Annotated in this window: 12 protein-coding genes; 5 read left to right on the forward strand and 7 right to left on the reverse strand. The window is 54.4% G+C overall.

Annotated elements, in window-relative coordinates:
* Positions 1–64: 64 nt before the first annotated feature.
* Positions 65–1,372, reverse strand: coding sequence for a DNA polymerase IV (locus tag DYE26_RS12130; protein ID WP_036624249.1), 1,308 nt, complete (start codon positions 1,370–1,372; stop codon positions 65–67).
* Between the two features lie 188 nt (positions 1,373–1,560).
* Between DYE26_RS12130 and cimA the strand changes: the two genes are divergently transcribed.
* On the forward strand, positions 1,561–3,180 hold the full coding sequence (cimA, locus tag DYE26_RS12135) for a citramalate synthase (RefSeq protein ID WP_036624250.1): 1,620 nt from the start codon (positions 1,561–1,563) through the stop codon (positions 3,178–3,180).
* A gap of 85 nt (positions 3,181–3,265) precedes the next feature.
* Here the strand turns inward: cimA and DYE26_RS12140 are convergent, their stop codons facing one another.
* Positions 3,266–3,856, reverse strand: coding sequence for a TlpA family protein disulfide reductase (locus DYE26_RS12140; RefSeq protein ID WP_036624251.1), 591 nt, complete (start codon positions 3,854–3,856; stop codon positions 3,266–3,268).
* Between the two features lie 119 nt (positions 3,857–3,975).
* Between DYE26_RS12140 and DYE26_RS12145 the strand changes: the two genes are divergently transcribed.
* The gene (locus DYE26_RS12145; protein ID WP_051985583.1) at positions 3,976–4,452 is read left to right on the forward strand and encodes a M67 family metallopeptidase; all 477 of its coding nucleotides are present in this window, start codon (positions 3,976–3,978) and stop codon (positions 4,450–4,452) included.
* Positions 4,453–4,886: 434 nt separating this feature from the next.
* Here DYE26_RS12145 and DYE26_RS12150 read toward each other — a convergent pair whose 3' ends face one another.
* From DYE26_RS12150 to DYE26_RS12160, 3 genes are all read right to left on the reverse strand, one after another.
* Entirely contained in the window at positions 4,887–5,618 is a 732-nt protein-coding gene (locus DYE26_RS12150; protein ID WP_036624252.1) for an exonuclease domain-containing protein, read from the reverse strand.
* Entirely contained in the window at positions 5,615–6,706 is a 1,092-nt protein-coding gene (locus DYE26_RS12155; protein ID WP_051985584.1) for a DUF294 nucleotidyltransferase-like domain-containing protein, read from the reverse strand. Before DYE26_RS12155 ends, DYE26_RS12150 begins: the two co-directional genes overlap by 4 nt.
* Before the next feature lie 65 nt (positions 6,707–6,771).
* A complete protein-coding gene (locus DYE26_RS12160) occupies positions 6,772–8,172 on the reverse strand; it encodes an ammonium transporter (protein WP_036624254.1) in 1,401 nt (466 codons plus the stop codon).
* A gap of 614 nt (positions 8,173–8,786) precedes the next feature.
* Here DYE26_RS12160 and DYE26_RS12165 point away from each other — a divergent pair.
* Positions 8,787–9,212, forward strand: a complete 426-nt coding sequence (locus tag DYE26_RS12165; protein WP_051985585.1) for a MerR family transcriptional regulator — start codon at positions 8,787–8,789, stop codon at positions 9,210–9,212.
* Between the two features lie 73 nt (positions 9,213–9,285).
* On the forward strand, positions 9,286–9,984 hold the full coding sequence (locus tag DYE26_RS12170; RefSeq protein WP_036624258.1) for a zinc metallopeptidase: 699 nt from the start codon (positions 9,286–9,288) through the stop codon (positions 9,982–9,984).
* 91 nt (positions 9,985–10,075) lie between these two features.
* Here DYE26_RS12170 and gltC read toward each other — a convergent pair whose 3' ends face one another.
* Both gltC and DYE26_RS12180 read right to left on the reverse strand, forming a co-directional pair.
* Entirely contained in the window at positions 10,076–10,987 is a 912-nt protein-coding gene (gltC, locus tag DYE26_RS12175) for a glutamate biosynthesis transcriptional regulator GltC (RefSeq protein WP_036628467.1), read from the reverse strand.
* A 99-nt stretch (positions 10,988–11,086) separates the two neighbouring features.
* Positions 11,087–11,701: a rhomboid family intramembrane serine protease gene (locus tag DYE26_RS12180; RefSeq protein ID WP_036628469.1), complete on the reverse strand. Its 615-nt coding sequence runs from the start codon at positions 11,699–11,701 to the stop codon at positions 11,087–11,089.
* A 108-nt stretch (positions 11,702–11,809) separates the two neighbouring features.
* Between DYE26_RS12180 and tpx the strand changes: the two genes are divergently transcribed.
* Entirely contained in the window at positions 11,810–12,331 is a 522-nt protein-coding gene (gene tpx, locus DYE26_RS12185; RefSeq protein ID WP_036624259.1) for a thiol peroxidase, read from the forward strand.
* The last annotated feature ends 116 nt before the right edge of the window (positions 12,332–12,447 follow it).

The following is a 12,447-nucleotide window of genomic DNA, read 5'->3' on the forward strand; positions in this document are numbered from 1 at the left end:
GGTGTTTTATATCACCATGACCACTATAATATAAATAGAAAGCAATTTCAATTCATTTTCCGTATTATTCCAATCGAGAATCAGGATGATTCCCCCGTTGTTCCCGGAGAAAATCGGTTTGCAGCGAGGTGCCGCGAATTTTGTGGTCGCGGATCAGCGCCGAAGGATCGTCGGTCAGCATGCCCGCCGTCAAAACGGCGTTTTCGCCGAATTTGTCGCGCAGCATGTCCATCACCCGCGTGAGCGATTCCTTTTTCGGCTGCTGCTCGTAATCGAACAAATCGAGCTGCAGCGCGGCCTCCTCTTTGGGCACCAGATTTTGCAGCGTGATGCCAAGCAGGCGCACCGGTTTATCTTCGCTCCAGTGCCGCCGGTACAGCTCGCAGGCTTCGCGGTAGATTTCCTCCGCCTGCTCGGTCACCGTCTCAAGGCTTTGCGAGCGGGTGATCGTCTTCATATCCGGCGTGCGGATCGTGATCTGCACCGTTTGCGCCATCAGCTGCTGCCGCCGCAGCCTGCGGGCAACCTGGTCGGCCAAATTCAGCATAACCCGCTGCACATCCTCCATCCGGCTGATGTCCGCCGGCAGCGTCGTCGTATGGCCGATCGACTTGTTTTTCTCGCGTTCGTCGTTCACCGGGGAATCGTCGATCCCGTTCGCCGCCCGCTTCATCCAGGCTCCGGCCACGCCGAAGCGTTCGATCAGCTTGTTTTCGTCCGCGGCAGCGAGCTGGCCGATCGTGTAGATCCGCATCTTCTTCAGCTTCTCCGCCGTTTTGCGGCCGACGCCGAACAACTCGTTACAAGGTTTGTCCCACAACAGCCGCGGCACATCGCGGATTCGGAGCACCGTAATGCCGTTGGGCTTCTTCATATCGGAGGCCATTTTCGCCAGCAGCTTGTTGGGAGCAACGCCGATGCTGCAGGGAAGGTCCAGTTCGTTTTTAATTCTTTGCTGAATTTGGGCCGCAATCTCCAGCGGCGTGCCGAACTGCTTGGACCCGGTAATATCCAGGTAGCATTCGTCGATCGACATCGCCTGCAGCAAAGGCGTGTATTCGTAAGCGATGTCCATGAACGCCCGGGAATATTTGCGGTACAAATGAAAATCCGGCTGAATGACAAGAAGCTCCGGACATTTTTTTAGTCCCTGGCTGACCGTCATTCCGGTGGAAATCCCCCTTTTCCGCGCCGTGTAGGAGCAGGTGACGATAACGCCCTTGCGCAGTTCGACGCTGCCGGCCACGGCCGTGGGACGGTTCCGGTATTTCTCCGGCTCCTCCGCCTCATGCACCGAACAGTAAAAGGCGTTCATATCGACATGAAGAATGACCCTGCCCCGGGCGGGATAATAATCAGCGGCATTTTTCACGTTGCTTCCCCTCGTTTATCATTCGTTATTCTCCCCCTCAGCATACCTTTCCAAGGAATGCCGGTCAATATTGGACCATGCAATTTCGCAAAAAGCGTGTTACATTTAAAATAGCAGATGCTATAATTAGAAATTAATACACACGGAGCTTGTATTTTCGAAAACAACCAAAGGGGGACACTTCCATCATGTCAAAGGCTTTATCCATCTTCGACACCACTTTGCGCGACGGCACTCAAGGCGAGGGCATCAGCCTGTCAGCGGACGACAAGTTGAAGATCGCAGGGAAGCTGGATCAGCTGGGTGTCCATTACATTGAAGGTGGCATTCCGGGCAGCAACAGCAAAGACATCGAGTTTTTCAAGCGGGTCAAGGAGCTCAAGCTTCAGGCGAAAATCACCGCTTTTGGCAGCACGCGCCGGAAGGACAGTTTGGCCGAACATGATGCCAATTTGAAGCGTATGATCGAGTCCGGCGTGCCGGCGGCCACGCTGGTGGGCAAATCTTGGGACTTCCACGTGCATACGGCGCTGCAAACGACACTGGAGGAAAACCTGGCGATGATTTACGATTCCATCGCTTATTTGAAACGGCAAGGGCTGGAGGTTATTTTCGACGCCGAGCATTTTTTTGACGGTTACAAAAACAACCCGGAATATGCCTTGTCCGTCATGCGTAAAGCGGAAGAAGCCGGAGCCGACTGGCTCGTCATGTGCGATACGAACGGCGGAACGATGCCGCATGAGGTGCACGATATCGTCAGCGTGCTGGCCGGTACGATCACCGGATCGCAGCTTGGCATTCACACCCATAACGACTGCGAGCTGGCGGTGGCCAACTCCCTTAGCGCGGTGCGGGCGGGGGCGACGCAAATTCAGGGGACGATGAACGGGTACGGCGAACGCTGCGGCAACGCCAACCTATGCTCAATCATCCCGAATCTGCAGCTCAAGCTGGGCTACCAGGTTCTCGAACCAGAGCAGCTTAAGCAGTTGACCAATACGGCGCGCTACATCAGCGAAATCGCCAATGTGCATATGCCGGTGAACCAGCCTTACGTCGGCACGGCCGCATTTGCGCACAAAGGCGGCATCCACGTGTCCGCGATCCTTCGCGATTCCCGCACATACGAGCACATCGAGCCGGAGCTGGTCGGCAACCGCCAGCGCGTGCTCGTCTCCGAGCTTGCCGGCCAGAGCAATATCGTGTCCAAGGCGCAGGAAATGGGCATCGACTTTGATCCGGAAAACGAGAGCACGCGGGCGGTGATCAGCAAAATCAAGGAGCTGGAGCATCAGGGCTATCAATTTGAAGGCGCCGACGCCTCTCTCGAGCTGCTGCTCCGCCAGGCAAGCGGCGAACTGAAGGAACTGTTCGTGTTCGAATCTTTTAAAATGCTGGTGGAAAAAACGGCCGACAGACCGGTTGTGTCCGAAGCGTTCGTGAAGCTGAACATCGACGGTGCGAGCGTGTATACGGCCGCCGAAGGCAACGGTCCGGTCAATGCGCTCGACAATGCGCTGCGCAAAGCGCTGATTTCGTATTATCCGGGGCTGAAGGATATGCATTTGTCGGACTATAAAGTCCGCGTCCTCGACGACAAAGACGCCACCGCCTCCAAAGTGCGCGTATTGATCGAATCCAAGGATTTCACCAACTCCTGGAACACCGTCGGCGTATCCAGTAACGTAATCGAAGCGAGCTGGGAAGCGCTGGTCGACAGTATCCGGTATGCTCTGCTGGGGCAGACCAAACGCGAGGATTACGAAGAACTCCCGTACGCCGGCACGGGTTTGGTGAATCAATGATCCGCCGTTTGGCTAAACATAAAGCGCGGGCGCAAGGAGAGAAGTCTCCTGCCGCCCGCGCTTTTTTTGCCGGCCAATCCCTGCTTTACAGCAGCTGTTTAATTTTCGCCTCCAGCTCTTCCGGAGAAATGACGCCGAGGATGACGTCCTGAATGATGCCGTTCTCGTCGATCAGCACATTGGTGGGAAAAGCGACGCCGTTAAACCGGCTGTACACTTCCTCTTTCTCATCGAGCAAGACGGGAAAGGTATATCCGTAATTTTTGACAAATGCCTTGGCGTCGTCCAGCTTGTCGTAAAACGTCACGTTGACCCCGTATACGTCAAGCGAATCCTTGTATTTATCCGCAAGCTTGACCAGTTCCGGGGCCTCTTCCTTGCAAGGATCGCACCAGGAAGCCCAAAAGTTGAGCAGCAGCGGTTTATCCCGTTTGCCGCCGACGTCATATTGCTTTCCATCGAGCCCCATCAGTGAAAAAGACGGAGACGGCGTGCCCGGCTTCGGCGCTCCTGCCGCAGCCATCGCCGCGAGCGACTGCCCGTTTTTCCCGGCTGCCGCTTCGGAACCGGCCCCGCCAAAGATCGACCGCCAGCCCTCCTGTGTGCCCCGGTCCATCAACACAAGCACCAGCAGCACAAGCAGAACGCCGGACAAAATCCATCGGTTTCGTTTCATCCTGTTCTTCCTTTTCCGGCTATTATAGTTCTTTTTACGCTATTGTACCCTTTTTTCGCGATTTGTTACAATATTCGAAACAACCTGGAGCGGGCAGGACACGGAAAGCGGGAGAATGAATGGAAAATAAATGGATTATACCGGACGGCATACGCAGGCAAATGCTTGAACATGGGCGGAACTGTTTCCCCGAGGAAGGCTGCGGGCTTCTGTTCGGCACGAACGCGGAATCCCCGTTCACAGTCATCACCGGCTACCTCCCTGTAGCCAATACGTCGCCAGCCCCGCTGCACAGATTTGAACTGGCTCCGGACGAATGGGTGCGCAGTTGCTTTGATCCGTCGTTAGTAGGGATTTTTCACACCCATCCCACGTCAAGGCCTGTGCCTTCGCCGGAGGATTTAAAACAGCTGCAGCATTTCGCCGCGCAAGTCCAGCTCTATCTTATCGGCTCGCCTGCGGGAAATGACAAGCCGCCCGGCGAACCGGACGGCTGGAGTTTAAACGCTTATTCCATTGTACGCGAAGCGGACGGCCGCTATACGCTGCAACGCGCATCTGTGGGAAGACAGGACGTGATTAAGCTAAACCCATAGCTCGGTTGGTCGGCAGATCAACATCCGCTGTCCGGACGCTTTTGCACGATTATCCCGTTTGATCCGGAAGCAGAGAGGAAGAAAAATTCAGGAGCAGAAAATAGGTTTGGGAGAAGCAGACATATTCGTGATCATTAGTTCGAGATCATTAGTTCAAGATCGTCAGACAGGTTTGTGAGAAGGAGGTTTATGGAGAAATGAAGCAGACCAGACAGGAGGAATGGGGCAAAACACCGGGAAAAATGAAAGTGCCGTGATCAGCCCCCACCCTCTCCCCCCCTGAACAAGAGGGATAATCGTGCAAAGCAGCATGCAGGGATACCAGGACACGAATTGCAAACCAAGGGGCCGCCGGACGAATAGAGCGAAAATTTCTCCGGCGGTTTCTCTTGCGATAAAAGGAAGTTATACTTAGCAATTACTCTTCCTTATCATCAGTTTTTGCTCAGGAACGTGTACAGATCACCTAACGTAATTACCCCCCGATCCCTTAAGCGGCCGATCAGCACCGTCCACAGCCGCGCCGTCATTTTGGCGTCTTCCAGGGCATGATGGCGCCGCGTAATGGGAATCCCGCATACATTCAGCCACTCGTCGAGCCCGGAGATCGGCCGGTCCGGCTCCAGCTTGCGCGCGATCATCATCGTATCGAGCACCCGGTGACCCAGGTGAGCCTTGGACGTTTTCCACAACGCCACATCGAGAAAAGCTTTATCATGAGCGCTTCCGTGCGCAACCAGCACCCGGTCGTCCACAAACGCCATAAATTCGCGCAGCGCCTCGAGCAGGGTCGGCGCATCCTGAACCATCTCCGGCGTAATCCCGGTCAGCTCGATGATTCGCTCCGGGATCGTGCAGGCCGGTTTAGTCAGGGAATAGTAGACTTCTTCGCTAATGTCCTCCCCTTCCGCTTTGACGGCCCCGAAGGACAGGATTTCATCGCCGTAATGGTAATGAAATCCTGTGGTCTCCAGGTCAAAGACCGCTGTTTTTAGTTCCGATAGCGGAACGTGGAGCGTCTCCGGGCGCCGCTGCCCTTTGGTCAGCGAACGGACAAACGCGATTTGCTGGGCGCTGGGAGCCCCAAGCATCGAAGCGATCCTGGGCACTCCGCCGGCCTTTAACGCATCCCAAAAACCGCCGTTTCCTTTCATAGGTTCTTTCATAGCCATTTCCTTTCCGCGTACCGATGTTGTCTCTGCAGCGTCCGGTACATCAGCCTGACTGTGCCGAGAGCATCCCGCAGCTCGCGCCGCAGCTCTTTTTGCTTGATCATCGCTTGCGGCAAATAGTGGGTCCCCGTCAACATCCCGTCTTCGAGCTTCGGCGGAGCGATAGACCGGAATTTAACCGCCGTAGCAAAAGCTTTCCGGCACGATTCTAGCCACCGGGGCGGAACCGCTTCAAGCTGGTACAGCTGTGAAATCCTTTCCCCGGTCGAGGAAGACTCGATCCCATATTGCAGGGCAAAATAACGCACCGCGTTCACAATCGGTATATAGAGGCCGTATTTTACGTCAAAATCTCCGGCGTGCTCGCCGGCCGCTTCGGTAATCACCTGCCCGAGGATATTGAGCGCGGCTTTGTGGCGCACCGTATTGCGCAAAACCGCGGCAATCACGTCCCGCTCGGTCCCTTGATCAAGTTCCATAATCCGCTTCATCGTTTTGCGCAAAGCGCAGGATAACGCCTGATCCCCGTAGATATGGCGCATGTCCGAAGCGATCATCAAGTAGCGGACTTGCTCCCATCCGAGCGCCTCGCGCCACTCCATGAACTGCCTCTCCCAACGGCTCAAACCGCCCCGCCACAGCGGGTTCGACAGCATCACGTTGCCCGGGCACGGAGGATAACCGGCCTGCTCCAAAATTTGCGAGAGCTTGTTCCCGAACGCTGCAAAATAAGCGGCGTTCTCCGCGTCATCGCCGTCCCCGTAAACCAGGCCGTTGTCCTGGTCGCTCCACAGCGTTTGCTCCGCCCGTCCGGCGCTGCCAAATGCAACGAAAGCATAATGTGAAGGAGGAGGGCCAAAGCCCTCCTGCCGCAACAACTCTTCGCATAAATGGCAAGCCTGCCCCATAACGGCGTCATGCATTTCCCCAACCGCGCGGTTCCATTCCAGAATCGGCATCGAGGCGAAGCGGCCGTGCAGCCGGTTCTGCTCCTCGATTCTGGCCGACCTGAGCGATCCGGGAGAAGATGCCGACCGGATCGCTTGCAGACCGCCGCTGTTCATCGCCGTTTCGTGGCTCATGGGCGCCATCTCCCTTCCTGTTCCCGGAACCCCAAGCTTTCATAAGGTATATTCTCGCATTATTATTATTCAGCCGGAATACCGGAAGAAGTATTTTTGTTCAGCAAACTCATTTGTTCGGGATAACCGTAAGTGCCGTGTTCGCTCATATCAAGGCCCATCGTTTCCTCTTCTTCGGTCACGCGCAGCCCCATCAGCCATTTCATGGCCCCAAGAATCAGGAAGGAAAGCACCAGAACGAACGCAAACGTGCCGATAACCCCAAGGAGCTGAACTCCCAATTGTCCGAATCCGCCGCCGTAAACCAGGCCTGGAGCGCCAACTCCGGTCTTCTCTACAAGCTCAGGCGTGGCGAACAGCCCCGTGGAAATCGCGCCCCATACCCCGGCGATCCCGTGCACGGAGGCAGCGAAGATCGGATCGTCTATGCCGGCCCGCTCGATCCATCTTCCGGTGAAGAACGTCAGGATCCCGGCGACGGCGCCGATCACGACCGAAGCCCAAGCGTCCACGAATGCGCAAGAACCGGTGATGGCGACGAGCGCGGCCAGCACCCCGTTCAGCATGCTCGGAATGTCGGATTTGCCCATAACCGCCCAGGAGATCAGCAGAGCGGCCACAGCGCCCGCTGCAGCGGCCAGGTTGGTCGTCATCAAGACATAACCGAAAAATCCATCGTTCAGCGGCGTCAAGGCACTGCCCGGGTTAAAACCGAACCAGCCGATCCACAAAATGATAACGCCGAGAACCGTCAATACTTGGTTGTGCCCCGGAATGTTGTTTGGCTTGCCGTCTTTGTTGTATTTGCCAAGACGGGGTTTAAGCAAAATCGTTGCCGCAAACGCCGCCGTTGCGCCGGTCAGATGGACGACGGTCGAACCCGCGTAATCCTGCATTCCCAAGTTGCCGAGCCAACCGCCGCCCCACACCCAGTGAGCCACGATCGGGTAAATAATAACGATAAAGATCGTTCCGAAAACGATATATACGCTAAGCTTGGCGCGTTCCGCCATGCCGCCGCAAGCGATGGCCAGCGATACGGCCGCAAAAGCCATTTGGAACAGGAAGTTAAGGTTAAGCGGGACGCCGTTTTCCGCAAAAACGCTGAACGAACCGATATCCCCCGCGCCTCCAAACAGGAACCCGGTTGTTCCCAGGAAGCTGTTGCCGTCGCCGAATGCGAAGCCGAAGCCGAGCAGCCACCAGGCAAGCACGGCAATGCCCAGCGTCAGCACCGTTTTACCGGCTACGTGGCCGGCGTTTTTCATCCGGACCGTGCCCGCCTCCAGCAAGGCGAATCCGGCTTGCATGAAAAATACCAGCATCGCCGCGACGAAAACAAACAATGAATTCAAGCCCAGCTCAAGCACCGGTGCGGTAATCTCCCCTTCCGCCGCATAAGCCGAGACCGGAAATGCAAATATTGCTGCCGATGCCAATAGACCATAGAGCCATTTCTTTTTCATCTTACACACTCCCCTAATGTTATGTTTCCTAACACAAAATGAATTGTTAAAGTGATTATAAGACTAAAGAAGCAGATATGACAATAGTTTTTTTGAAAAAATCTAATTAATCGCATATATATTAACACTAGATGTTAGATTTTAATGCGTTTTTTGTATGAAGTTTGCTCCGGCAGAGTACAATTTTTATCGCCACGGACTCCAGCGAATAATATAAGGTCCTAAAATGTCGCTATACCGGTGAATTACGTCCATTTGAGAGCAATAGTGGAAATTTATGCCGCTATTTTCTCGAATTGCAAGGGAACGCCCGTGTTCTGGACTATTCACAGGAAAATAAGGACTAAAAGTGCTGCTAATGGGGCTGAGCATGCATAGTACCGGTTATTAAGTACAAAAAATACCGCTATTTGCAGGCTGAGAATTCGCCATACCAATTGTCTGGCTCTAGCCGGCTGTCAAGGACGGATTTCTAGGTTGCCTCCAAACAGTTACTATAAAAAATAAAGTATGACGTTTGACTGTACGCTTAATGATCGGTATCATAAATATACATAAGATATAAATATAAGCATTGGATAGGCGGGAGAGGTGATCATATTGGAGTAAAGAAAATGTACCGGATCGGGGAACTGGCCAAGGCCGCAAACGTCAGCGAGCGCACGATCGATTATTACACCAAGCTCGGGCTGATTTCCCCGGAGAAACGGACGCAGAAAAATTACCGTTTATACAGCGCTGAAACCTTGACCAGACTGGAACGTATTAATCAAATGAAGCAGGAGAAATATACGCTGGAAGAAATCCGTGAAAAGCTGGAGCAGTGGGATCGCGTCACGCACGAGGAACAGGTGTCCGAGAAGCTGAGTTCGCTGGAACTTCACTTGCAGCAGCTGCAAAGAGAGGTTAAAGAATTGGAGCCCTTGATCTCCAATCTGCAGCCGAACCAGGTGAAACGCGCCTTTGCGCACCTGATGCCGCAAAGCCTTGCCTGCATGGAAGCGCTCCGGTTCCTGGTCAATCACGGCCCTTTTTCATAACGTATAATTGCCTGCAGCAGGAAGCCTCTGACTCATCAACGAGCAACTTTAATCCTAAATGGAGGAATGATGCATGTTATATTCAGACGTTATGCTGATCCCGATTCTTCTTGCCTTCGCCTTGTCGCTGTGGGCGCAGTTTCGGGTCAAGGGCACTTTCAACAAATATGCGCAGGTGGCCAACATGTACGGCTTGACCGGACATGACGCCGCCAGACGGATGCTTGACGCCAACGGGCTGTACGATGTACCGATCGAACCGGTCCCCGGCGCCCTGTCGGACCACTACGATCCGATTCACCGCGTCGTCCGTTTGTCGGAGCCGGTATATTATGAAAGATCGATCTCGGCCGTGGCGGTGGCTTGCCACGAAGTGGGCCACGCGATTCAGCACAAACAGAAATATCCGATGCTGGTGCTGCGCCACCGGATGTTCCCCGTCGTCAACTTCGCTTCCGGCGTCGCTCCGTTTCTGCTGCTCGCAGGATTCTTGTTCGGAGCGTACAACCTGGTCGGCATTGGCGTAATTTTCTTCTCGGCCGCGGTTTTGTTTCAGCTCGTTACGCTCCCTGTCGAGTTCAACGCCAGCAACCGGGCCCGGAAAATCATGGTGCAGCAAGGGTTCATTACGCACGACGAAACACGCGGCGTTGCCAAAGTATTGAACGCCGCCGCGCTGACCTATGTCGCCGCCGCGCTGGTTTCCTTACTCGAGCTGTTCCGCTATGCTTTGATCTTCTTCGGCGGCACGAGCAGCCGCGAGGACAACTAATCGTTCATTTTACAAAAAACAAGCGCCAGCGGTCTGGGGATTCTCCCCGGCCGCTGGCGCTTGTTTTGTTTCGGCAAAGATTTGAGCACTGCTATTGGGCCGGCGGTGTATCGACCTGCAGTCCGAAATATTCCAGCAAAAACACCCGGAACGACTGGGCCACCAGCGGCAGCTTTTCATCCATCCTGTGGATAAGTCCGATCGTTCGCGTCACCTTCGGCTCGGAAATCCGCACCCGGCTGGGCTGAAGCGTAAAGCTTTGAAACAGCGCCATCTCCGGCAGCAGACTGACGCCCATACCGGCGGCCACCAGCCCCCGGATCGTGTCGGTCTCCTCCCCTTCAAAGGCGATTTTCGGGGTAAATCCCGCTTCCAGACAGGCGTGCCAAACGATCGGCCGCAGGGAATAGCCTTTGCTGAACAAAATAAACTTCTCGTCTTTCAGCTGGCTGAGCTTGATGCTCTGCTCCCCGGCCAAGGGATGTCCCGGCGGCAAAATCGCCACCAAATCCTCGGTCAGCACCACATTGCCCGTCACTTGGTCATGATTTTCCGGAAACGGAGAAATAAAGGCCAGATCCACTTCTCCCGAGACGACGTCACGGATTAACGTGGGGTAGGTTCCCTGGCGGAAACGGAATTTCACGTTGGGATACAGCTTGCGGAATTCCGCCACGACGCTGGGAATGATATGAATGCCCAGACTATTCGGAAATCCGAGCCGGATTTCCCCTTGCTCCGGGTCGATAAACTCGTGAACCTCGTTCACCGCCCGGTCCAAATCCTTCAAAATCGTCTCCACCCGGCTGCAGAACAGTTGTCCGACGGCCGTCAAATGCAGGTTTCTTCCCTTCTGCATAAACAGATTGACGCCCAGTTCCTGCTCAAGCTGGTGGATTTGCCGGCTTACGGCAGATTGCGCCACATGCAGCTCTTCGGCCGCCTGCGTGACATGTTCTTTTCTGGCCACTTTCACAAAATATTGCAATTGTCTTAATTCCACGAGTCCGATCGCTCCATTTCGCATCCACTGATAATCCGAATTAGGGCTTTTAAAAAATAAGGCTTTTTAACATAAATGTACCATTTCCCCGCCCCCGGTTCAACGCCGTTTTAACACTCGGATAATCAATCCGTAGATGAAAAAGCCGCCGACAAGCCCGCCGAAATGCGCCATCCAGTTGATTTTGGGGGCCACCAGCGAAAAAATGACACCGACGATCAGCAAACTGTAAAGGGTCTTGCGCGAGCTTTCGTCCATCAGGTGGCGCTGGAGCAGGGCGATGTACAAAAACGCCCCGTACACCCCGTAGACGGCGCCTGAAGCGCCGACGGAAAGGTGCAGCTCCCCCGATTGCTGATACATCCCGAAGCTGAGCAGATTGCCGACGATGCCGCTGCCGAGATACAGCAGCGCGTAGCGCCAGTGGCCAAGCAGCCGCTCCAGCGGCGGGGCGAACACGAGAATCGCAAAGCCGTTGGAGAATAAATGGCCGAAGCCCATGTGCAGGAACATCGCCGTGAACAGCCGCCACCACTCGTGCTCGAACGGTCCGAAATTGGCTATCGCGCCATATTTCAGCAGCGTATCGGTGTTTAGCGAACCCCCGTTAACGGTCAAAACGAGAAACATGATGATGTTCGCGGCCAACAACAAGCAGGTCACGGGATAGTAACGGATATAACTTCTCCAGTTTTCATAGCGGATAAAAATCATCGGATCCATCCTTTGCATTCTTTTTTTCCTGATGTTGGACATTTTCTTTTTAAAAAGATTATAATTAATTTTGAATGAATAAATCCATCTGTTTAGGAGGAAATGTACATGGCGCAAGAACGTGCAAACGTAGCTACATTCAAAGGCAATCCGCTTACCCTGGTCGGACCGGAGCTCAAGGTTGGCGACACGGCCCCAGACTTCCGCTTGAATAAAAATCTGCTGGAGGAAGCGACCCTTCAGGACTTTGCCGGCAAAATCAAGCTGATTAGCGTCGTTCCTTCTTTGGATACGGGCGTATGCGACGCGCAAACCCGCCGCTTTAACGAGGAAGCCGCCGGCCTGGGCGACGATGTCGTTGTGCTGACCGTCAGCGCGGACCTTCCTTTCGCCCAAGCCCGCTGGTGCGGCGCCGCCGGCGTTGACCGCGTCGTTACGCTGTCCGATTACAAGGACAACTCCTTCGGCAAAGCATACGGCGTTCTCATCAAAGAGTTCGCGCTCGATATGCGCGCCGTGTTCGTAGTGGATAAGGAGAACAAAATCCAATACGTTCAAGTGCTGGGCGAAATGACCGAGCATCCCGATTACGACAAGGCGGTAGCGGCCGTTAAAGCGTTGCTGTCCTAAACCAGGGTCAAAATGAAAAGCGAGTAGGAGAGAGCTCTCCCTGCTCGCTTTTTTTGATGTATGGCGGTGCACCTCTGAAGCTTCGGCGTCCATACGGCAAGCTTGTTACTGACGTA

Source organism: Paenibacillus macerans (assembly GCF_900454495.1).
In the GTDB taxonomy this organism is placed as follows: domain Bacteria; phylum Bacillota; class Bacilli; order Paenibacillales; family Paenibacillaceae; genus Fontibacillus; species Fontibacillus macerans.

Bases quoted from the DNA above. Each gene is read 5' to 3' on its own strand.
- DYE26_RS12170 (WP_036624258.1), top strand. From the start codon at position 9,286: ATGTTATATTCAGACGTTATGCTGATCCCGATTCTTCTTGCCTTCGCC.
- DYE26_RS12140 (WP_036624251.1), bottom strand. From the start codon at position 3,856: ATGAAACGAAACCGATGGATTTTGTCCGGCGTTCTGCTTGTGCTGCTG.
- cimA (WP_036624250.1), top strand. From the start codon at position 1,561: ATGTCAAAGGCTTTATCCATCTTCGACACCACTTTGCGCGACGGCACT.
- DYE26_RS12160 (WP_036624254.1), bottom strand. From the start codon at position 8,172: ATGAAAAAGAAATGGCTCTATGGTCTATTGGCATCGGCAGCAATATTT.
- tpx (WP_036624259.1), top strand. From the start codon at position 11,810: ATGGCGCAAGAACGTGCAAACGTAGCTACATTCAAAGGCAATCCGCTT.
- DYE26_RS12155 (WP_051985584.1), bottom strand. From the start codon at position 6,706: ATGAGCCACGAAACGGCGATGAACAGCGGCGGTCTGCAAGCGATCCGG.
- DYE26_RS12150 (WP_036624252.1), bottom strand. From the start codon at position 5,618: ATGAAAGAACCTATGAAAGGAAACGGCGGTTTTTGGGATGCGTTAAAG.
- DYE26_RS12165 (WP_051985585.1), top strand. From the start codon at position 8,787: ATGTACCGGATCGGGGAACTGGCCAAGGCCGCAAACGTCAGCGAGCGC.
- DYE26_RS12180 (WP_036628469.1), bottom strand. From the start codon at position 11,701: ATGATTTTTATCCGCTATGAAAACTGGAGAAGTTATATCCGTTACTAT.
- DYE26_RS12145 (WP_051985583.1), top strand. From the start codon at position 3,976: ATGGAAAATAAATGGATTATACCGGACGGCATACGCAGGCAAATGCTT.